At 39.9% G+C, this 22,481-nt stretch carries 17 protein-coding genes; 8 read left to right on the top strand and 9 right to left on the bottom strand.

From position 1 onward, the window contains the following. Positions 1 to 169: 169 nt before the first annotated feature. The 7 genes from EL17_RS12490 to EL17_RS22665 all read left to right on the top strand — a co-directional run bounded on the left by EL17_RS12490 (position 170) and on the right by EL17_RS22665 (position 8,640). On the top strand, positions 170 to 943 hold the full coding sequence (locus tag EL17_RS12490; RefSeq protein WP_051719983.1) for a hypothetical protein: 774 nt from the start codon (positions 170 to 172) through the stop codon (positions 941 to 943). Between the two features lie 16 nt (positions 944 to 959). Continuing rightward, positions 960 to 1,691: a hypothetical protein gene (locus tag EL17_RS12485; protein ID WP_035074428.1), complete on the top strand. Its 732-nt coding sequence runs from the start codon at positions 960 to 962 to the stop codon at positions 1,689 to 1,691. 231 nt (positions 1,692 to 1,922) lie between these two features. Further along, positions 1,923 to 2,378: a MarR family winged helix-turn-helix transcriptional regulator gene (locus EL17_RS12480; RefSeq protein WP_035074426.1), complete on the top strand. Its 456-nt coding sequence runs from the start codon at positions 1,923 to 1,925 to the stop codon at positions 2,376 to 2,378. 125 nt (positions 2,379 to 2,503) lie between these two features. After that, positions 2,504 to 4,909 carry a 3-hydroxyacyl-CoA dehydrogenase/enoyl-CoA hydratase family protein gene (locus tag EL17_RS12475; protein WP_035074424.1) on the top strand — a complete coding sequence of 802 codons (2,406 nt, stop codon included), beginning with the start codon at positions 2,504 to 2,506 and terminating at the stop codon, positions 4,907 to 4,909. Between the two features lie 240 nt (positions 4,910 to 5,149). Then, the gene (locus EL17_RS12470) at positions 5,150 to 6,325 is read left to right on the top strand and encodes a thiolase family protein (RefSeq protein ID WP_035074423.1); all 1,176 of its coding nucleotides are present in this window, start codon (positions 5,150 to 5,152) and stop codon (positions 6,323 to 6,325) included. A gap of 134 nt (positions 6,326 to 6,459) precedes the next feature. Further along, positions 6,460 to 8,256: an acyl-CoA dehydrogenase family protein gene (locus EL17_RS12465; protein WP_035074421.1), complete on the top strand. Its 1,797-nt coding sequence runs from the start codon at positions 6,460 to 6,462 to the stop codon at positions 8,254 to 8,256. Between the two features lie 126 nt (positions 8,257 to 8,382). Beyond that, entirely contained in the window at positions 8,383 to 8,640 is a 258-nt protein-coding gene (locus tag EL17_RS22665) for a hypothetical protein (RefSeq protein ID WP_051719982.1), read from the top strand. A gap of 504 nt (positions 8,641 to 9,144) precedes the next feature. Here the strand turns inward: EL17_RS22665 and EL17_RS12455 are convergent. From EL17_RS12455 to EL17_RS12410, 9 genes are all read right to left on the bottom strand, one after another. Then, complete coding sequence (locus EL17_RS12455; protein WP_035074419.1) at positions 9,145 to 9,819, bottom strand: 3'-5' exonuclease; 675 nt, start codon at positions 9,817 to 9,819, stop codon at positions 9,145 to 9,147. 4 nt (positions 9,820 to 9,823) lie between these two features. Beyond that, positions 9,824 to 11,767: a DUF294 nucleotidyltransferase-like domain-containing protein gene (locus EL17_RS12450; RefSeq protein ID WP_035074418.1), complete on the bottom strand. Its 1,944-nt coding sequence runs from the start codon at positions 11,765 to 11,767 to the stop codon at positions 9,824 to 9,826. 15 nt (positions 11,768 to 11,782) lie between these two features. Next, complete coding sequence (acs, locus tag EL17_RS12445) at positions 11,783 to 13,675, bottom strand: acetate--CoA ligase (protein ID WP_035074416.1); 1,893 nt, start codon at positions 13,673 to 13,675, stop codon at positions 11,783 to 11,785. 32 nt (positions 13,676 to 13,707) lie between these two features. Then, on the bottom strand, positions 13,708 to 14,064 hold the full coding sequence (locus EL17_RS12440) for a response regulator transcription factor (RefSeq protein WP_035074665.1): 357 nt from the start codon (positions 14,062 to 14,064) through the stop codon (positions 13,708 to 13,710). Further along, the gene (locus tag EL17_RS12435) at positions 14,057 to 16,801 is read right to left on the bottom strand and encodes a sensor histidine kinase (protein ID WP_035074414.1); all 2,745 of its coding nucleotides are present in this window, start codon (positions 16,799 to 16,801) and stop codon (positions 14,057 to 14,059) included. The genes EL17_RS12440 and EL17_RS12435 overlap by 8 nt, the downstream gene beginning before the upstream one ends. 305 nt (positions 16,802 to 17,106) lie before the next feature. Further along, positions 17,107 to 18,813, bottom strand: coding sequence for a sodium:solute symporter family protein (locus tag EL17_RS12425; protein ID WP_035074410.1), 1,707 nt, complete (start codon positions 18,811 to 18,813; stop codon positions 17,107 to 17,109). A gap of 26 nt (positions 18,814 to 18,839) precedes the next feature. Further along, positions 18,840 to 19,103: a DUF4212 domain-containing protein gene (locus EL17_RS12420; protein WP_035074408.1), complete on the bottom strand. Its 264-nt coding sequence runs from the start codon at positions 19,101 to 19,103 to the stop codon at positions 18,840 to 18,842. A 25-nt stretch (positions 19,104 to 19,128) separates the two neighbouring features. Then, on the bottom strand, positions 19,129 to 20,559 hold the full coding sequence (locus EL17_RS12415; RefSeq protein WP_035074406.1) for a hypothetical protein: 1,431 nt from the start codon (positions 20,557 to 20,559) through the stop codon (positions 19,129 to 19,131). 115 nt (positions 20,560 to 20,674) lie between these two features. Beyond that, the gene (locus tag EL17_RS12410) at positions 20,675 to 21,097 is read right to left on the bottom strand and encodes an IS1/IS1595 family N-terminal zinc-binding domain-containing protein (RefSeq protein ID WP_035074404.1); all 423 of its coding nucleotides are present in this window, start codon (positions 21,095 to 21,097) and stop codon (positions 20,675 to 20,677) included. Between the two features lie 793 nt (positions 21,098 to 21,890). On the opposite strand from EL17_RS12410, the gene EL17_RS12400 reads away from it, so the two are divergent. Then, positions 21,891 to 22,445 carry an outer membrane beta-barrel protein gene (locus EL17_RS12400; protein WP_240485988.1) on the top strand — a complete coding sequence of 185 codons (555 nt, stop codon included), beginning with the start codon at positions 21,891 to 21,893 and terminating at the stop codon, positions 22,443 to 22,445. The last annotated feature ends 36 nt before the right edge of the window (positions 22,446 to 22,481 follow it).

The following is a 22,481-nucleotide window of genomic DNA, read 5'->3' as shown; positions in this document are numbered from 1 at the left end:
TATCAGGATCCTTTTCCATAAATTGTTAAAAGTTTCAAATATGAAGAACACCTGCACCTGTTGATTTGAGAAAGCAGAAAATGCTAAGCACATAAATTGATTGAAGGTGACTGGATCAGAATTGAAAAATACTGGGTGTTTATTTAAAGGGCTATAGAAACAACAAAAGATGAAAAAAATATACGTACTAATTATTTTATTCTGCAGCATATTTTTAGATATACAGGCTCAGGAATACTTACATTTTACGGATTTTTATTTATCAGGGGGATACAAAAATCAACCTTACACTGCGCTTAATCAGAAATTAACTGAAGCAGGATACCAAAGTTTTGGTTCTAATATGGGAACTATAGGCATAGGCATAAATCATTTTAATTCCTATCGTTGGGGATTTTTCGCTGAATCTGAATATAATTTGAACAGTAAAAGATCCTCAAATGATGAATTGAATTATAGATATATGCCCTTACATATTACTGCTGGTGTGCAATACATCATCTTTAAATATAGGCCACTATCCCAATGGAGATTTTATCCCAGGATAGCTGTATATGCAGGTTCTACATCATTGGATCTTATTTCAAATGATCTCAATTTAGATTTTGACGAAAACCTCATGGGAGCTATGAACACCAGTTTTCTTTATCAGCGCAATTATGGATTAAACCTCAGCTTAAATGCTGATAAGGTTATAGCTGCATTCATTAAACCAACGACTCAAGTGGGTATATACAGTAGAATGGGTATACAGGTAGGTTATTTCTTAAATGTGATCAATAGCAGAACAAGGCTCAGAAGAAATTTTAAGCCTGATCTAAGAGACGACTTTGCAATTCATAATGCCCCTGAATTTGATCCAAGTGCGTTTTATGTTAAAATAAACATTGGGTTAGGCAAATTTAAAAGAGAAATTCGAACTGACAGACCAGCCGCGTTTTAAACTTAATCATTATTAGATGCGAAAGTTCTTAGGTGTTGTACTGTTTATTGGAATGTATGCATCCGTGTTTGCGCAGGATGTAGTCTCCCCACATCTGTTTGAAGAAATGGAAATGGTCAAAGAAGAACGGGGTACTTCGGTTAATCTTTTTCTTACAGTGGGCTATGACCATATGGCAAACAAAGCATTTTCTGATAAAATAGCTACTTTGGGACATACTGCTTTACCTTCTGATTTTATGACTACAGGATTCGGTTTTAGTCTGGTAAGAGAAAGATGGACCATTCTTAATCTTGATATTAACTTAGGACGGGCCACAGAATTCAATGACATGCCAGACTTCAATACATCTTTGTTTTTTTCGCATCTGAAAGCTGGAGTCGGCTATAACATATTGGATGTACAGCATCAGTTTAGACTTGAACCTGGTATAGGTATCGTATATGGTAATGGAAGATACCAGATACAACCCAGTCATATAGAAACTACATTTGAAGAGGCATTAGGAATACCAAACTTTTATGAACTGAACTTAAGGCAAAATAATTATGGTTTTAATTTTAATTTAACTTTCTCTCAAAATCAATTTTTTAACGAATCAAAAGTGCTCACCAATTTTTTTGGATTAGAGGTAGGGACAAATCTGATGCTCCTGTCCAGTGCTATTACACCAACTTTCAAAGATAGTCCCAATTTTAACCTCAGTACTTTTTATGTGAAGGTAAAAATCAATGTACTCAGCCCTTGATTTATGTTAATTTAACAATAACTTGAAATAGGAAACTTAATTTGGAGAAACAAGTTTTTTCAATGTATAATTTTATATAGAAAATTTATACTTTAAAATACGAATTATAATTTCATCATTTAATAATTTACACCTCTTAAATTTTTTTAACCCATTAATAATTTTTATAATATAGTATGCATGCATACTTATTTTTTTGTAAATTGGTAAGGAAAGATTTAAGAAGCGCTGATGAAAAGAGAAGAAACGGTAGATTATCATATTAAATCTGCATGGCATGCCATCAATCGCATGTACAATCAAAAAGCTATTCAGGAAGATTTTACTACCTCTATTGGATTTGTATTGATCAACATACATTCTACTGATGGCACACCTGCCACCAAGATAGCTCCCCTAATGGGATTGGAAGCACGGAGTCTAACCAGAATGCTCAAAACTATGGAAGAAAAAGGTTTGATCATTAAAAAACCGGATCTTCATGACAAACGATCGGTAAGGATCTACCTGACCGAAAAGGGAAAACAAAAGAAAGAAATAAGTGTAATCACTATAAAGGATTTTAACGAAAAAGTTATGTCTGCGGTAGGAAAAGAAGACTTAAAAAAGCTATTCGCCATTTTTGGAAAGATTAATAAAGTCATAGATGAAATTCAGTCTGACCCGGTAAGATTTATTGAACAATAAGATAGAGAAAAATAAACTAAACTATTAACCCAAAAAACAATAATTTGAAATCGGCATAAATAGTCACCCTGCGGAATGATTATAACTATGCGAGATTCCAGCTGACAGCAAAAAAAAATAAACAGATGAAAAGAACAATTAGAAAAGTAGCAATATTAGGTTCCGGAGTCATGGGATCAAGGATAGCGCTCCATTTTGCCAATATTGGCGTACAGGTACTTTTGTTGGACATCGTTCCCAGAGAAGTAAATGAAGCGGAAAGTAAAATGGGACTTACATTGGAGGACAAGGCAGTTAGAAACCGACTTGTAAATGATGCCTTACAGTCAGCGGTAAAGTCCAAACCATCTCCAGTGTATGATCCATCTATGGCATCCAGAATTATCACCGGTAATTTTGATGATGACCTGTCAAAGATCAAGGATTATGATTGGATCATGGAAGTGGTAGTAGAAAGGCTGGATATAAAACAGTCACTTTTTGAAAAAGTGGAACTGCATAGAAAAAAAGGATCACTCATCACTTCCAATACCTCAGGCATACCGATGCACATGATGTGCGAAGGTAGAAGTGAGGATTTCAGGACACACTTTGCCGGTACACACTTTTTTAATCCTCCAAGGTATCTGAGGCTATTAGAAATCATACCAGGACCGGATACCAAACCCGAAATCATTGATTTCTTAATGGACTATGGTGACAGGTATCTTGGTAAAGAAACTGTCCTATGTAAAGATACACCGGCTTTTATAGCCAATAGGATAGGAGTTTATGCCATTATCTCGGGTATGCATACCGTAGAAAAAATGGGCCTTGGCGTATCAGAAGTGGATAAGCTGACAGGTACGGTGATAGGAAGGGCCAAATCGGCTACTTTCCGGACCATGGATGTGGTAGGACTTGACACTACAGTCAATGTAGCTAACAATCTGTATAAAACGCTGGAACAAGATGAATCCCGTGATAAGTTTAAACTTCCCAAAATAGTGGAAGTGCTTTATGAAAAAAAATGGCTAGGGGATAAAACAGGACAAGGATATTTTAATATGATCCGCCACAAGGATGGTTCAAAAGAACTTAAGGAAATAGATTTTGAAACATTTGAATACAAAGCTGTAGAGAAACCTAAATTTAAGGCATTGGAAGCTTCCAAGGAGATAGATAACCTTAAGAAGCGTATCAAGTTTCTAGTAAACTTTGATGATAGAGCAGGTGAGTTTTACCGTGCTACGTTTTATGATCTTTTCAAATACTGTTCTAACAGAATACCTGAAATTTCCGATGAACTCTACCGGATAGATCAGGCTGTAACTGCTGGTTTTGGATGGGAATACGGACCGTTTGAAAATTGGGATATTCTGGGTGTAAGAGATACTGTAGAAAAAATGAAAGCGGCTGGTGAACATCCTGCAGCGTGGGTGGAAGAAATGTTGGATGCCGGCCATGAGTCTTTTTATAAAGTGGAAGGAGGTAAGCGTAAGTACTACGACATTCGATCCAAATCCTATAAAGAAATCCCGGGCATAGAAGAATTCATCATGTTAGAAACACTCAGAGCTGCGGATAAAAAGCTTTGGGGCAATGCAGGTGCTACTATCTATGATCTGGGCGATGAAGTTATTGGTTTGGAGTTCCACACCAAAATGAATTCCCTTGGTGCTGAAGTAATCGAGGGTATCAACACTGCCATCAGCATGGCTGAGAAGCAGTACAAAGGACTGGTGATAGGAAATGAAGGTGGAAACTTCTCAGCGGGAGCTAATCTGGCGATGCTGTTTATGTTTGCCGGAGACCAGGAGTATGATGAAATCAATCTAATGATTGCACAATTTCAAAATACCATGATGAGGGTCAGATTCTCGTCTGTTCCGGTGGTAGTGGCTCCACATAATATGGCACTGGGAGGAGGATGTGAAATGTCCCTTCATGCCGATGCCGTACAGGCCCATTCGGAACTTTATATGGGTCTGGTGGAAGTAGGTGTAGGACTCATCCCGGCCGGTGGCGGCACCAAAGAAATGGTGCTGAGATTTTCTGACCGACTGAATGACGGAGATGTAGAGATGAACCTCCTCCAGGAAAGCTTTATGAATATCGCCATGGCCAAAGTTTCCACTTCAGCAGAGGAAGCCCGGGGTCTTGGATATCTTCAAACGAAAGACGGCATCACCTTAAACCGTAAGCGGGTGCTCGCAGATGCCAAGCAAAAGGTAATCGATCTACACAATGCCGGCTACACACAGCCAATTCAGAAAACAGACATCCGTGTCTTGGGTAAATCATCCCTTGCTATGTTCGAAGCCGGTATTACAGGTATGAGATACGGCCAGTACATCTCTGAGCATGATGCCAAGATCGCTAGGAAACTGGCTTGGGTAATGAGTGGCGGAGACCTATCACAGCCTACTCTGGTAAGTGAGCAGTACCTGTTGGACCTTGAAAGAGAAGCATTCCTAAGCCTTACTGGAGAAAAGAAAACCCTGGAGCGGATACATAGTATTTTGTTTAAAGGGAAACCGCTTAGAAACTAGTATCTAGACACAAGTATCAAGATAAAAGAATCAAGAAGAAAAAGTAGAAAAGGCAGAGATGCATAACTTCAAGGATTTAAGCCAAACATGTCGGCTTTTTAGATACGGATCAAATGAAGGAATTGAATGGTAATTTATCGTAGATCCAAAGAATGCTATTTGGCCTAAAAGTATCCATAGAGCAAACATCTTGATACTTGATACTAACAATAATTCATTTCAAAATATAAATTAAATATCATGGAAGCATATATAGTTAATGGATTTAGATCAGCGGTCGGTAAGGCCAAAAAGGGTGGGTTCAGGTTTTATAGACCGGATGACCTTGCAGCTGATGTGATTACCCACTTATTGTCACAGGTACCGGGGCTTGAACCTGGTAGAGTAGATGATTTGATTGTGGGCAATGCCGTACCGGAGGCGGAGCAGGGTATGCAGATGGGTAGGATGATAGCACTTTTAGCCCTAGGCAAAGAAGTTCCCGGATTCATCATCAACCGCTACTGCGGATCAGGTCTGGAAGCCATTGCGTTGGCCACCGCCAAAATAAAGTCAGGCATGGCCGACTGCATCATAGCAGGAGGTACTGAATCCATGTCTCTGGTGCCTATGCTGGGATACAAAACTGTACTCAACTGGAAAATAGCTTCCAAAACACCGGAATATTACCTCAGTATGGGTTTGACTGCAGAAGAACTGGCCAGTGATTATGAAATCACCCGGGAGCAGTCTGATCAGTGGGCAGTAAGATCTCATGAAAGGGCATTAAATGCCATCAAGGAAGGTAAATTCAAAGAAGAAATAGTGCCTGTAGAAGTTGAAGAAACCTACTTAGACCCTTCCGGAAAGAGAAAGACAAGAAAATACGTAGTTGATACAGATGAAGGACCTAGAGAAGGGACTACTATGGAGGCCCTTTCCAATTTGAGGCCTGCTTTTAAGCAGGGTGGTCAGGTAACGGCTGGAAATTCGTCACAGACTTCTGACGGAGCTGCATTTGTAGTAGTGATGTCGGAAAGAATGGTAAAGGAACTGAACCTAGAACCGGTAGCCAAACTTGTTTCCTATAGTGTGGCAGGCGTGGATCCCCGCATAATGGGTATCGGTCCTAAAGAGGCAGTACCAAAAGCGCTGAAACAAGCAGGGATAACACTAAATGATATAGATCTTATTGAACTCAATGAGGCATTCGCAGCCCAGGGCCTGGCTGTTATGAAATCTTTGGACATCAATCCTGAAATTGTGAATGTGAACGGTGGTGCGGTGGCCTTGGGTCATCCGCTGGGCTGCTCGGGAGGTAAATTGACTGTACAGATCATCAATGAACTCAGACGACAGAACAAGAAAATGGGTTTGGTAACAGCCTGTGTGGGTGGCGGACAGGGAGTAGCCGGGGTCATTGAGCTTCTGAAATAAAAAAGACAGAAATCGGATGACAGAATAAAAAAGTCGAAGTTGCCTGACTGCCGGAAAGCAGGAAAGTACGGAATACGACAGAGAAGTGTGAATGAAATCATAAATCTCAAATCATCAATCAGAAATTTAATATTATGGAAACTATAAAAAATTCAATCAACGGAGGAGAGTTCCTAGTGAAGGAAACCGAAGCCCAGGCGATATTTATCCCTGAGGAATTTTCCGAGGAACAGCGCATGATGGCACAGGCCTGTCAGGATTTCATTGATACCGAAATAGAACCAAGATCGGCTGAAATAGACAGCATGAAGGATTCCAATCTGGTACCTACTATCTTCAATAAAGCAGGAGAACTGGGACTCCTAGGCATAGCTGTTCCGGTAGAATACGGCGGGATGGGCATGAGTTTCAATACATCTATGCTGATCGCTGATATCATCGGTGCAGCAGGTTCTTTCTCTACCACTTATGGTGCGCATACCGGTATCGGTACACTGCCTATTCTGTACTATGGCACAGAACAGCAAAAGCAGAAATACTTACCCAAACTGGCAACAGGAGAGTGGGCGGCTTGTTATTGCCTTACGGAGCCGGATGCCGGATCTGACGCCAACAGCGGTAAAACAAAAGCCACCCTTTCTGAGGACGGGAGCCACTACTTGCTGAACGGTCAGAAAATGTGGATATCCAATGCCGGCTTTGCAGATGTATTCATTGTTTTTGCCAAAGTCGATGATGATAAAAATCTTTCTGCATTCATCGTAGAGAAAGATTTTGGTGGCATTTCCATGAATGAGGAAGAAAAGAAGATGGGTATCAAAGGATCGTCTACCCGACAGGTATTCTTTAACGACTGTCGCGTACCGGTAGAGAACATGCTGTCGGACAGGCAGAATGGTTTTAAAATAGCGGTAAACATATTAAATATTGGTAGAGTTAAACTGGGTGCCGGAGTACTGGGTGGATGTAGGACAGTGATCAGTAATGCTGTTAGGTATTCTACAGAGAGAAAACAGTTTGGTGTATCAATCAATAATTTCGGTGCTATAAAAAATAAGCTGGCCCAAATGGCTACCCTCACCTATGCATGTGAATCATTATGCTATAGAGTAGGGCAGGACATAGAAGACAGGATTGCCGCACTCAAAAGTGAAGGTATGGATGATGCAGAAGCCAAACTTAAAGGTGTGGAACAATATGCCATTGAATGTGCCATAGCTAAAGTCCATGGTTCAGAAGTACTGGACTATGTGGTAGATCAGGGTGTGCAGGTTTATGGCGGTATGGGGTACTCGGCAGATGCGCCTATGGAAAGGGCCTACCGTGATGCGAGGATATCCCGTATATATGAGGGTACCAATGAAATCAACCGTATGCTGATGGTAGGTATGGTACTGAAGAGAGCCATGAAAGGCGAAATCGATATGTTCGATGCAGCCATGTCTGTGAGCAAAGAACTGACGGCTGTGCCATCATTTGAAACAGTTGATACTTCAGAACTTCTGGCTACTGAAAAAGAGGTGCTGAAAAAGCTGAAAAAAGTATTTTTGATGGTAGGAGGCAAAGCGGCCATGGCCCTTCAGGACAATATCGAAAGTGAGCAGGAAATCATGATGAACCTGGCTGACCTGATGATAGAAATATATGCCTCTGAATCCGTGATCCTAAGAACTGAAAAGCTGGTGAGCATGAAAGGGGAGGAAAACTGCCAGCAGCAGATCGCCATGACCAAGATCTATCTATCGCAGGCAGTGGACAAAATCACCGCTGCGGCCAAGGAAGCCATAGGCTCATTTACTTCAGGTGATGAGCAGAAGGTGATGCTCATGGGATTGAAGCGATTTACCAAAATGGATCTAGAAAATACCAAGGAGCTGAGAAGGGCTATCGCGGATTATATGATCGAAAAAGGGAAGTATCCTTTTTCTTAATCGATAGGATTGCCAAGAACTAAGTTTAATATGAGAAGCCTCTGAATTCAGAGGCTTTTCTTTCTTTTATAAAGTCAGGCTGAAGGTTGCAATTCAGAATTTGTGGCTCATTTATGGCACAAATTAATGATGGAATTAGGGGATGAAAAATATGGAACACAAAGTGGAGATATGGGTGGCGGACCAAGTTCTTGGTTAGCTTTAAAATATCCTACAAACCTAATTGGGTTACATCTAAATTACAAATCCGGCTCTTATAAACCATTTTTAAAAGAAGGTGAAGAGTTGACATATGAAGTTATAGCTTTACAAAAATACGCATTCGACTGGGCTCTAAAGAAGCTGCATATGCATATATACAAAGCACCAAACCCATTGGATTAAATGATTCGCCTATAGGATTATGTGCCTGGATTATTGAAAAATTCAATTCGCAGAGCGATAACAATGGAGTAATCAATTCTGTATTTACAAAGGATGAATTACTTGCAAACGTAGCACTCTATTGGTATTACTCAAACCATTCATTCATCAATCCGGATGTATAACAAAAACAGCAAAACATCCTTTACAATTTAGCGAAAACGATTACATAAAAACTCCTGTTGGATTCGCGATATTCTATGAATTGCCTGCACCACCATGTTCATATATCGTAAAAAGTTTCAATATCACCTATTGGACTATAATGCACGCCGGTGTACATTTTGCAGGAATGGAGCAAACAGACTTATTGGCAATAGTTTTAAAAGATTTTTTCAATGATTTGGTACATTAACATAAATATAATTGCGATTCGTAAACGAATAAATTCTTAAAGATTTGGCTATTGGGTAAAACCATTAACCTAGATGTCTAAACTACAGCACTCCCTACATTTTCATCTAATTACCTCATCAGCTCTTTATATGTTCTAATACCCTTTTTCTCTGCTATCTTGAGTAGTTTCATCAGTAGCTGAGCGGTCAGGAAAGCATCTCCGGCTGCAGTATGTCGGTCATCTACTTCTATACCATACCGCGTACATAACTGGTCTAAACTATATGATGCCGGTTCTCGCTGATAATCAAAATAAGGTCCTTTTTCTATCCTTAATGCCAGATCCAGTGTATCTATCACAGGGTTTAGTATTTTTCTAAGACCAAATGGTTTCATTGCTTTTTCTATCAAAGCAATATCAAATCCTATATGGTGGCCTACTATAATATCTGTTCCGATATAGGAAAGTAATTTTTCAGCAAATATAAAAAGCTGGGTATATTCATTTCTAGGTATAATCCCATGTACCTTGATAGCTTCATTTTTAATAACGGGGGCATTGAGATATAATTCTGTGGCTGTATGTACTTTTATGGTATATCCATTGAGCTTTACTGCGCCAAATGATAAAATATAGTCCTCCTTGGGATTTAGACCGGTGGTTTCCGTATCCAAAATTGTAAAAGGCAACCTTCCTATTGCCCTGATCCCGGGAATATTTTGTTGGTTCATTGATTCATACTTCAGCACAAATGGTGCTTTGGGAACATTATCCCTTGTAATAAAATAGTCTAACCATCCCATATATCTACCCAAAATAGTCTAGCTGAAAGCGGGTTCGGATGAGCTTATGTAGATCATTTATAGGCTCAAAAGCATTTCTTAAGAGCTGCCGCTGGATCTTGCCCAAAGATTTTGGATCTAGAAACCTTCCTGAATTTGAAGAGCGTAATCCTTCTAGGGCTCGCATTCGCATCATGATTTCATATGCTTCGCCGGCTTCTTCAAATAATCTTTTGTTTTGTGGCTCCAGCTCTGCCAATTTTTCAAATCGCTTAAAAGTATTGTTTACTCCAATAACTTTTTTACTAAGTACTAATAATCTTGATATATCCACTAAAGGCATCATTGCCCTCATTTTGATATCAAATTTGTCCCGGTGCTCACCTGATTTTTCTACTACAAATTCCCTGAAAAACCCCAATGGTGCTGGGTTCATATAGGCGTTTTTAGCCAGAAAATTCAGAAAAATCTGCCTGCCCTCTATTTCTTCATAGATATGTTGTATCATCTCTTCGGCAAAATAGGTAGATCCATAGATATTTCGGAAATCAAAAAAGATGGAGGCAGCCAATAAAGATTCTGCTTCAGGATTGGTGATCCAAGTGGTGAAATACTTTTTCCAGCGCGATAGTGGCTGACACCATTTAGGGTTACTCGCCATCATATCTGCCGGACAGGGATGAAAACCACAGGTTAATAAAATTTCGATCACTTCCTGTCCTATGAGAAGCATATACTCCTGTACTTTAGGTAATTCATCGGCAGGTACATCCTCAAAAACAATAGCATTGTCCAGATCCGTACGTAATAGCTGCTCTTCTCTTCCTTCACTGCCCAATAATAGAAAGCTAAATTTAATTTTGCTTTCTTTTGGATACACTTTCTCCCATTTTTTGATCGCTATAGTAACGGCTCTGACGATTAGGATGTCGTTAATTTCTGACATTATCTTAGCTATAAAATCAATGGAAATTTCATTTTCCAGGTAATGCTTCAATAACTTATCAGATCTGCTTCTCAATACAGCCATTTCGTTTATATCCCAAGTATTCAATATGGCATTAATGATTACAGCTGGATTGTTTCCCTGGGATAAGAGAATATCATGATCGGAAACCAATCCTGTTACCTTACTCTGATCAGTGCCATCTTCTGTAAAAATGAGATGATGAAGCCTGTTTTTGATCATGGTGAGATATAAATTGGCAAAAGTTTCTTCCCTGCGATGCGTCAACACCGGACTGGTCATGATCATCTCCACAGGTGTATCATATGGCCTGTTTTGAGCTATTAAATTATTCCTGAGATCTTTGTCTGTAATGATCCCCAAGGGGAATTGGTTTTCTGAAACTATTACTATTGAGCCTACTCCTTTTTCAGCCATTTTTTTTACGGCTACATGTGTGGGTACTCCCATAGGGGAGGTCAGTACATCTTTACTGTAATTTAAATTTGATTGCCCTGTGAATATCATTAGCCCATCTTCCTGTGAAGGAGGGGTTAATAGTTTTCTGGCCTGCTTAGATTGGGACAGTTCAGATCTGATTACTACTTGTCCTGATGCAAATCCAGCAGCAAAATATAAACTCACGCTGCTGTTTTCTTCCAATATTTTTTCAAATACGGCTACAGGGATGGCATAGATTAATGTATCCTCATAAGCTTGGGCATTCAAAATATAGGGCCTTTTTCCTAAAAGTGCCAATACTCCAAATACATCTCCTTCATCACAAATTTCTCTGACCTTGGACTCCCCGTTTTGGTTTTCAGTCAGTTTTACGGATCCTTCTTTTATGACAAAAAAAAAGTTCTGGGCAGGTTCACCCTGCCCAAAAACTTTGTCACCCTGTCCATAGTATCTTACTTCCACTTCAGTGGACACATGCTCCAGAGATTTTTCATCCAGAAATGTAAATGGAGGAAATCTGCGCAGGAATTCTTTTACCCTGTTTACGATTACATTGGACATATTCTTGCTGATAGATTATTTTCTGCCTTTGATGATTTCCTCCACTACTTCAGGGTCCAGAAGGGTAGAGGTATCACCCATATTATCTAAATTTCCTTCAGCTACTTTACGCAGGATCCTGCGCATGATTTTACCTGAGCGGGTTTTTGGAAGTCCTGAGACGATCTGTATTTTATCTGGCTTGGCTATAGGACCTATGATTTTGGTTACTGATTCCTTTATTTCATTGGTCAGATTGGCCTCGGTTCTGTTGGTCATATCACAGATGACATAGGCATATATGCCTTGCCCTTTTACTTCATGGGGATAGCCTACTACTGCTGATTCCAGTACGAGAGGATGTTCATTGATGGCATTTTCTACCTCTGCAGTACCAAATCTATGTCCGGAGACATTAATTACGTCATCCACCCTGCCCAGGATTCTATAATAGCCGTCATGGTCTCTTTTTACACCGTCTCCAGTAAAATACATTCCTTTGTAGGTAGAAAAGTACGTTTGTTTGCAGCGATCATGATCACCATAGGTAGTCCTGATCATTCCCGGCCAGGGAAATCCTATGCAAAGGTTTCCTTCTACAGAATTACCTACTAATTTATTTCCATCTGCATCCATCACAAACAATTGTATGCCGGGAAGTGGAAGGGTGGCATATGCAGGTTTGGTAGGAGTAATACCCGCGAGAGGTGATATCATAATTCCACCAGTTTCCGTTTGCCACCATGTATCCACTATAGGGCATTTGCTTTTACCGATATGGGTATGGTACCAGTGCCAGGCCTCTTCATTGATAGGCTCTCCCACAGATCCCAGGACTTTTAGAGATTCTAACTTATATTGCTGTATTGGTTCCGTGCCAAAAGCCTGCAAGGCCCTGATGGCAGTAGGTGCAGTATAAAATTGATTTACCCGATATTTATCTATTACAGCCCAAAACCTCCCCGCATCAGGATAGGTAGGCACCCCTTCATACATCACGGTAGTACCGCCTGCAAGCAATGGACCATATACGATATAAGAATGGCCGGTAACCCATCCTATATCCGCAGTACACCAGAAGACATCACCTTGTGAATACTGAAATACATTTTCAAACGTATATTTGGTATAGATCATATAACCACCAATGGTATGAACCACTCCTTTGGGCTTACCGGTAGACCCTGAAGTATATAGGATGAAGAGCATATCTTCACTGTCCATCTCCTCAGCGACATTATTGTCTTCATGACCTTCGATGACTTCATGCCACCAATAGTCCCGTCCATCTAACATATCGATTTCCTGCCCAGTTCTCTTGACCACTATAACAGTTTCTACAGTACAGTTTTCCAAGGCTGTATCTACCACTTCCTTTACAGGAATTTTTTTATTGCCCCTGAAATTCCCGTCAGAGGTCAATATAGCTTTTGCCCCGCAATCATTCACCCTATCGGACAGAGCGGTAGAACTGAAACCAGCAAAAACGACTGAGTGTATGGCTCCTATCCGTGCGCAGGCCAGCATGGCCACAGCAGCTTCGGGTATCATGGGCATATAAATTATTACTTTATCCCCCTTACCGATTCCCTTTGACTTCAATGCATTTGAAAAGCGGCAAACTTCGTGGTAAAGCTCCCTATAGGTTATCGTCCTTCCTTCTTCACTAGGATCATTAGGTTCCCAAATGATAGCAGGACGGTCTCCGATGGTATATAGATGTCTTTCAAGTATATTTTCAGTTATATTCAGTTTGGCATTGACAAACCACTTGATATCAGGACTTTCAAAATCCCATTCCAGCACTTTGTCCCACCTTTTTTTCCAGTGAAAAGAATCTGCTATCCGCGCCCAAAATTTTTCCGGTTCTGTTACTGATTTTTGGTATTCATGAAAGTACCCGCTCAGGGTATGGATTCTATTGCTCATGACTGTTATATTTTAGGTTGTGTTAAAATATTTTAGGTTATTAATACTTTGATTTTATGTATCAGCTCTTTGTTGGAAAAAGGTTTGGTCAGGTATAGATCAGCTCCTAAATCCTTGCCTTTTTCTATGTCGCTTTGTTTGGTTTTTGCTGTTAAGAAGATTATTTTAATTTCCCCATGTAAGGATTTAATATGTTTACATACTTCATAACCATCCACCTTTGGCATCATTATATCCAGTATTACCAGATTGGGATGCTTTTCATCTATGATACCCATGGCTTCTTCGCCATCTCTGGCTATATATACTTCGTATCCTTCCTTTTTAAATAAAAACTCCAGCGCTAAAAGGATATTTGGTTCATCATCTACTATTAAAATTTTATGCATCATAGCTATTTGCTTTTTCTGCCAATGTTATTTTGGGATGGACCGGCAGGGTAAAGAAGAAAACAGTACGGCTATCTTTTCTCTCTACATTAATAGTGCCCCCGTGATATTCTATGATTTTCTTAGATATGGCCAGACCTAGTCCACTGCCTACCGGTTTTTTTTGAGTCTGGTTTTTTGCTTGAAAAAACTTGTCAAAAATGAAAGCCCTTTCATCGTCAGATATTCCCGGTCCATCATCCATCACCTGTATGTGTATAGTACCATTTTGCCAGAAAGCATTCAGTTCTACATATCCTCTAGCAAATTTCAATGCATTTGAAAGGAGATTTAATAATACCTGTTTGATCCTATCTTCATCCAGCTCAATAGTGGCTTCTGGTAAATCTATGTTAATATTATAAGCTATACCCCTTTCTTTAAAAAGATGGTGGACGCTATCACTAGCTTGTAATATCATAATCCTGATGTCAGTCTCAATTAAATTTAGTTTCTGCTTTCCCGAGTCAAACTTTTCAATATCCAACACTTGGTCTATCAATCTGTTCATTCTCTTAGTTTCTTTAATGATAATGTCCAAAAATTTTTTTCTTTCTTCCTCAGGCAGGTCTTCATCCAGTAATATTTCAGAAAATGCCCGTATAGAGGTAATGGGAGTTTTCATCTCATGCGTAACTGTCGATATAAACTCATCTTTCAGCTCATCATTGAGCAGGAGCCTTTCATTTAAATTTTTTAGTTTGTCGGAAGCTTTTTTAAGTTCAGAAGTTTTGATCTTTAATTTTTCGTTGAGCAGTTTTAATTCCTGTGTTTCTTTTAAGATCCCCAATACCTCGTTCATACTGATTTCTTCCTCTTTGACAACTGAGCCTACCATGATTCTGGCAGAAGCTGCTCCTATGATCCCTGAAAGCAGCCTTTCAGCAAAATTCACCAGTTCAGCATCTGCATATTCTGAGGCACCTATGTTTTTATTTCTTTTTCTGAAAAAATCGTCCAACATACTTTTTGTTTTCGATTCCCCCAGAAAATTATGCAGTAGCGATTTTAGATCGGGTAGATAAGCTTGGCCTTTCCACACGATAGAAGTGTCCAATATGGTACTGTATTTAAATATATCTACAAATATTACGGCTTGATTATGCTCCTTTGAGCTTTGCACACTGAGTAATGAGAATGTGGCAAATAATAGGAGATTAGTGGATAGACTAAAGAACAGCCCATGGCTGACAAAATCCATGGATTCAAACCCGAGCAGCGCATAGGGTTTAAGGATACTTATTCCAAAAGGGCCCACGGTCATAATGTCCTCAGGAAGATACCCACTGGTGACTATAGTAGGTAAGACCAATGTATAAAACCAGATCATAAATCCTGCCGCGATTCCCATAAGGGCACCCACCCTTGTCGCTTTTTTCCAATATATACCACCTATGATAGCCGGTGTAAACTGTGCTATGGCTACAAAAGAAATAAGTCCTATGGACACGAGGGAAAACTTGGCGGATATTTCTCTGTAATAAATGTAGGCAGTTATTATAATGCACAATATAGCAATGCGCCTTGTCCATATTAATACACTACTTAATCTATGCTGATATCGTTTTTGAAAATTTTCATTGATCAGCAATAAAGGCATCACCAGATTATTGCTTACCATGGTGCTCAATGCAACAGCCGAGACAATGATCATACTGGTAGCTGCAGAAAATCCACCCAGGAATACCAATAATGCTAGCCATTCTTGCTTAAAAGAAATAGGTAAAGCCAGTACAAAGATGTCAGCATCCACACTTCCTGTAGGAAAATGTATAAGGCCACCCAAAGCTATCGGTAACACAAATATATTGATCAATAGAAGGTAAAAAGGAAAAAGCCACATGGCGGTATCCAGATGCTTTTCATTATTGTTTTCTATTACACCCATCTGGAACTGCCTCGGCAAAAACAGAATAGCCATCATAGAAAGTACACTCATATAAAACCAGTCAGATGTACCAGCTCCTCCACTGTTCAATAAAAATAAATGATCTAATCCCTGAGCAGTGGACTGGGTAAAAATGTCTGAGAATCCATCAAATATATAATAAGTAACAAATAGCCCAACCGCCAGAAAAGCGAACAGTTTAAATATCGATTCAAACGCTATAGCCATGACCATACCTTCATGTTGAGCAGTTGCCTCAATTTTTCTCGTACCAAATAAAATAGTAAATAAAGCCAGCCCCAATGAAAGGTAAAAAGCAGTATCTTGAAAGAATGGCACAGCTTCGATTAAAGGTGTGGCATCCAATGTGCGTAAGGTTTCAAATGAAGTGGCTACAGCTTTTATCTGCAGAGAGATATATGGAATAATACCAAGTAATGAAAATACAGTTACGATGCCGCCTAGGGTTATATTTTTTCCATATCTGCTGGAAATAAAATCTGCTATGGAGGATATCTGTTGGATTTTGGATATCCTGATGATTTTGCGCATTATGATCCACCAAAGTGGTGCTATAAGGCTGGGACCGATGAATATGGTCAAGAATTCCATACCATTGGTAGACGCTCTTCCTACTGACCCATAGTAGGTCCATGCCGTACAATAAACAGCCAAGGACAGGGCATAAATGAAGGGGTGATTAGAGAGATGCCTTCCTTTAACTGATGCTTTTTCCGAAAACCAAGCTATGGCAAAAAGCAGTGCCAAATAACCAAAAGTAAACGCTATGATGATACCATTATTTATCATCCTTTTCTTTTGAGGTAGTTTTAATGATCAAATAGGTTATACTGATTAAAAGCATCCATAGTGTAAATATCATGAAATACAAAATAGGGATACCAAACCAAAATTTGGGCAGATTATAGATAGACAGTACAGGATAATTCAAGAAGAACATCCCAATCAAAAACGTTACCCATAAATAGTGATTCTTTAAAGAGGGCTTCATGTCCAGTGGTTTCTTAATGAAGATAATCCTTTTCGTTGGCGAATAAAAGTGAGACTCCGACAAAAATTCATGTCGGAGTCGCTTTTACTATTCTTATAAGCTATTAATGACCTTCTATGGGTTTTTTAGCACCTCTGGGGATTCTTATTTCCTGTATGATATCCTGTACTTCCTGCGGTGGGGCAGGGGTGGATTTAGACACTATATAACAGGCCACAAAGTTGATTACCATACCCACTGCCCCAATTCCCTCTGGGGATATGCCCAAAAGCCAGTTACTGGGTGAAACTGCTTCCGGAGATAATCCGAAAAGGGTTTGGCCGAATTTGAAATAGATAATATAACTCAATGTAAATATCAGACCTGAAAGCATCCCAGCTATCGCTCCCTCTTTGTTCATCCTTGTGGAGAAGATACCCATGATAATGACCGGGAAGAAAGAAGCGGCTGCCAATCCAAATGCAAAGGCAACTACCTCTGCTACAAAACCAGGAGGATTTACACCAAAGTAACCGGCTATACCCACGGCCACTGCTGCAGAGGCTCTGGCTATTCTCAATTCTGTTTTTTCTGTCATGGTAGGTCTGAACGTTCTGAAGAGATCCCTGGATACGGATGTAGAGATGACAAGTAACAGCCCTGCCGCTGTAGATAAAGCAGCCGCCATACCGCCTGCTGCTACCAATCCTACCACCCAATTTGGCAGTCTGGCGATTTCAGGGGCAGCTAGTACCATGATATCCTTATCTATGTTGAGTTCATTGGTATCTCGGTAAGGTGTATATTGGACAAATCCATCTCCATCTATATCTTCGACGGTGATGAGATTGGTCTTTTGCCAGTTGGCTACCCATTCTGGGAGCTGGTCCACCGGCTGGCCTGCCACAGTATCTATGGCATTATAAATTCCAAAAGCAGCCACTGCCGGAGCGGTAGTATATAGTATAGAGATAAAAACTAAGGCATAGCCTGCGGAAAGCCGGGCGTCTTTCACCCTGGGGACTGTAAAAAACCTAACGATAACATGTGGAAGCCCTGCCGTACCCACCATCAATGCCAAAGTGATCGCAAAGATATCGATCATATCCTTTCTTCCGGATGTATATTCATCAAAGCCTAAATCACCCAATACACCATCCAATTTATCTAATAGATACTGGCCGTCCTCTACCGTTCCTCCCAGCCCCATTTGTGGTATAGGATTGCCGGTCAGCTGGATGGAGATAAATATGGCAGGGACCATAAAAGCAAATATAAGTACGCAGTACTGCGCCACCTGGGTATAAGTGATTCCTTTCATGCCTCCTAGTACGGCATAGAAAAACACTATGGCCATACCTATCAAAACACCAGTATTGATATCCACTTCCAGGTACCTCGAAAATACGATCCCTACACCTCTCATCTGTCCGGCTACATAAGTGAAAGATATAAAGAGTGCGCAGAATACAGCCACTACCCTTGCTTTGTTGGAATAATACCTGTCTCCCACAAAGTCGGGGACAGTGAATTTTCCAAATTTACGGAGATAAGGTGCCAGTAGCAGCGCCAACAGCACATATCCTCCCGTCCAACCCATGAGGTAAACGGAACCATCGTATCCTGAAAATGCAATGATCCCTGCCATGGAGATAAAAGATGCTGCTGACATCCAGTCTGCGGCAGTAGCCATACCATTTGCCAAAGGAGAAACCCCCCCTCCAGCTGTGTAAAATTCTTTGGTGGACCCGGCTCGGGTGTATATAGCTATGCCTATATATAATGCAAAAGATAAACCTACGAGTATATAGGTCCAGGTTAATATTTCCATATTATTCAAATTATAGAAGTGAGGGTTTATTCTTCATTGACGTCAAATTCTTTGTCCAGCTGGTTCATTTTGTACACATATACAAAAATTAAAATGACAAAGGTGAAAATAGAGCCTTGTTGGGCAAACCAGAATCCAAGTTTAAATCCTCCCATCCGGATGACATTTAATTGTTCTACCAATAAAATTCCGAATCCAAAGGAAACCAGGAACCATATGGCCATTAAGGAAAGCACTATTTTGATATTTCTTCTCCAATAGTCTTTCATGCGTGCTTTGTGCGTATCCATTATTTATGTTATTTAGGGTGTTTGTTTATAAGAATATATGTGTTTGTAATATAAATTCACCTGCGGATCCGGATCTCACATACTGTTCGAAAATGGGCCTTTGGCTGTATTGTAATGTTATTTTTGAATGGTGTCCGTTGATATAATAGTTTATTCCCAGATCATATTGCCAGGATCCTTCGTTGAAGTATTCAAATTGCTTATGGGTCAGGGCTCCAAATGGCTGTAACCTGCCACTGGTACCCAGCATACTTTTCGGCAAAAGAAGCCCCGACTGGGTGTAGAAAATATTGCCGGTCCCTATGGTGGGCTGTGCATTACCGGGTCCGTTTTGGGAAGTGCCGGATCCGAACCCTACATTCATAATACCTACATTTCTCATATAATTTGGCCCAAAGTCATAGTTATAGTATACTGCATAGGTGGTCAAAGCCGTTCCCGAAGCTTTGTTCAAAGGCAAATCAAGGAATGCATCCAATCCCAAAAGTGTGATATCATGTGTGATGATGTGTCCCTCTCCGCTAGAAGAAGTAGTAGCACCGGGGTGGTAGTGCCATCCTGCTCCTATATTGAATACGCTTTTACCGCCTAGGTAGCTACCTGTAAAGAAAGGAAGTTTATTATTTTCTTTATCCAAAAATTGGTAGGCGATATAACCTTGGGTAGCCCAATTATCATTGACCATATTGGCAGCTATAGGTTTTTGGGATGAGGCATCATATCTGCCTCCGTTGCCCACTGCATATGGCTTGTTTAAGGCCAGTCGGTAATCTATTTTACCTAGTTGACCTTTGGCATAAAATCCAAACTGCCTGGCAAACTGGTCAGTTAAATCTATAGTGGGCCAGTTAAAAATGGGAGCGTCTACTGCCATAAAATTTAGGGTGCTATGGCTGGTCATTCTGGATATCCCATTCCAGTAATGTAGTCCCATACCCACATATAGTTCATCGACTATTTTAAATTCTGACCATATATCATGGAAAAACAGCTGTGGTTTTTTGGCAGATGCCCCAGTGGCTCCTCCTAGTCCTGTCGCTGGATCGACTGTCACAGGTAAGTTTCCTGCATTACCGGTAGCCCCACCTCCTGGTACTCCACCGTTTGTAAAGGTCTGGTTATTTATCCCCCAGTGGGTCAATATCATAAAGCGAGGAGAAATTTCTGCATAGGCAAGCATTCTTGCACGGCGGATCCCTATATCTACTGTGCTGTTGCTGGGATTGTTATTGATATCCATAGTCCCGGGGTTATTCTCTGTTACCCTGGCCCACATTTGGTTCCATAAGATGAATCTGATGTATTTCGACCCTTCCTCATTTAGTTTGAGAGTGAGTGGTTGATAGCTATGGTCTATTTGATCACCGGCCCTGGTTGAGGGATCCTGTGCCATTACAGGAAAAACACATACGATTCCTTTTACTGCTAAAACAATAATCAGTAGAATATTTTTCATTTTGGGTTTATGTGTTATTTGATAAATTAAATAACAAGTATATCCCAAGGTGAAAACTTATAACTCAAAAGTAAAATTAGATGTACTTTTTTGGAAATTTAATATAGCTGCCTAATTATTGATTTTTAAATCGTTCCCATTTGATAATCATATATTTGTCACCCAGTTCGGTGATCAACATACCTGCTTGTGTTAAATTTTCCCTATTAGCCAGATACAGGGTTAATTCTTGATGATTCAGGATTTTATAGGTGGGTCTATAGTCGTAGTTTTCCGGAGCTTTGATTTTGTATTTTTTTACCCAATTCATTACCGATACATGGCTCACGCCCAATATCCTTTCGATTTCCCGGTAAGAGATTCCTTCAATATAGAGTTGTAAAGCCTTTACAACATAGTATTTATCTATTTCCTTTCCATGTTTATTGACAGTAAAATAGTAAAGGCATTTTTTACATTTAAAGCGTTGCCTGCCACCTACTACACCACTCTTAATAACAATTTCTCCATCGCATTTGGGGCAGAAAGGCTTCTCCATGAATATTTTATTTTGAATATATCAAATTAGCGAAACTATAATTAATTAGCAATATTTTGCTGTAAAAGATGATTTATTAGATAACTATCAAAATCATCAATGGTAAATATAGGGGGCAAATAAGTCGGTTTATAAAGAGGACCAGATCCCGGAAGCTTTAGGAATATGTCACAGGATTAGCGCTAACAGTGAGGTATGGTCTTCTTTATCTAAAGATCTTATTAGGAACTATGTATGTAATCTCTCCCTGACCAATGATCGGTGCATATGGAGCCTTCTAAGCTGCTGTCAGACCTTTAGGACCAATGCTACAGGTCGAACTGAAGACACAAATGTATGCCATACTATGATTCATCCAAGTTTTGTATACAGTGACATTGTTAAGGTGGTCAACAATGACCGGCTACACCAAGCTGATATTGAATCAAAAAAAAGTGCTCTGGGAGACGATAAAGCTGCAAGCGTTATGATCAATGCAATTTTTAATCGGAATAGTGAATATGTTTTACTGATTGTGGGTAGTGCTATCTTCTAGAGTCAGCATAGTCTTATGTTGGTTAGGCTGCTGGTGTGGAAACTAAAATCAGGGTACAGGTATCCTATAATCTATCATATTCACAATATCATACACAGTATTAGCCTAGAAGACTTTTTCATAATACCGGACATTGGGTATTAATATTGTAATGAAAATCTATAAAATTCAAGGACCTACCTTATCTAAAAGATTCCATAGATGATTGTGGTAACCGATCTTATGAAAAACGCCCTATTTATAACCGTCCTTTTATTTATGACCATTTTTTCCCTGCAGGAGCTTATGGCTCAAAGTAAGGGAGGATATGGGCTAAAAGCTGGCCTGAACTACAATTCAAATGGTAATTTTTTTCGTGAAGCGGGTATGGTCTATGGTGATCCGCTTAATAATTTAGGCTTTCATGTCGGGGCTTTTGGAAAGTTGAATCTTGGACCTATTTATCTGAGGCCAGAACTGGTATATGGACAAATGAAGACCCTAGTGGATGGGGATAAATACCTCACCCAGCGTATGGATGCCCCACTGTTGGTGGGGCTGAATTTATTCGGGTCACTCATAAGTGTTTTTGCCGGTCCATCATTTCATTATACGCTAAGGGATGACCTGACCGGTTTTAATTATAGCCCTGATGTTAAAAGGTTCAATGCAGGCTACCATGCCGGTGTAGGACTAAACCTGGGAAGGATAGGCTTGGATCTGAGGTATGAAAGAGAATTTAGAGGTCAGTCCGTTAATTTTGAAAAAGTGGTAAATGGGGGCGAACTTAAATATCAGCAGCTTCTATTAGGGCTTTCTATAAGAATTAACTAAAATGTTGACTATTAATGTTTAAACCTAATTTACGAG

The sequence above is a fragment of the Anditalea andensis genome, assembly GCF_000714815.1.
Taxonomy (GTDB): Bacteria; Bacteroidota; Bacteroidia; order Cytophagales; family Cyclobacteriaceae; genus Anditalea; species Anditalea andensis.
The sequence above is the reverse complement of the archived record's forward strand: the minus strand, read 5'-3'. Positions and strand labels throughout refer to the sequence as shown.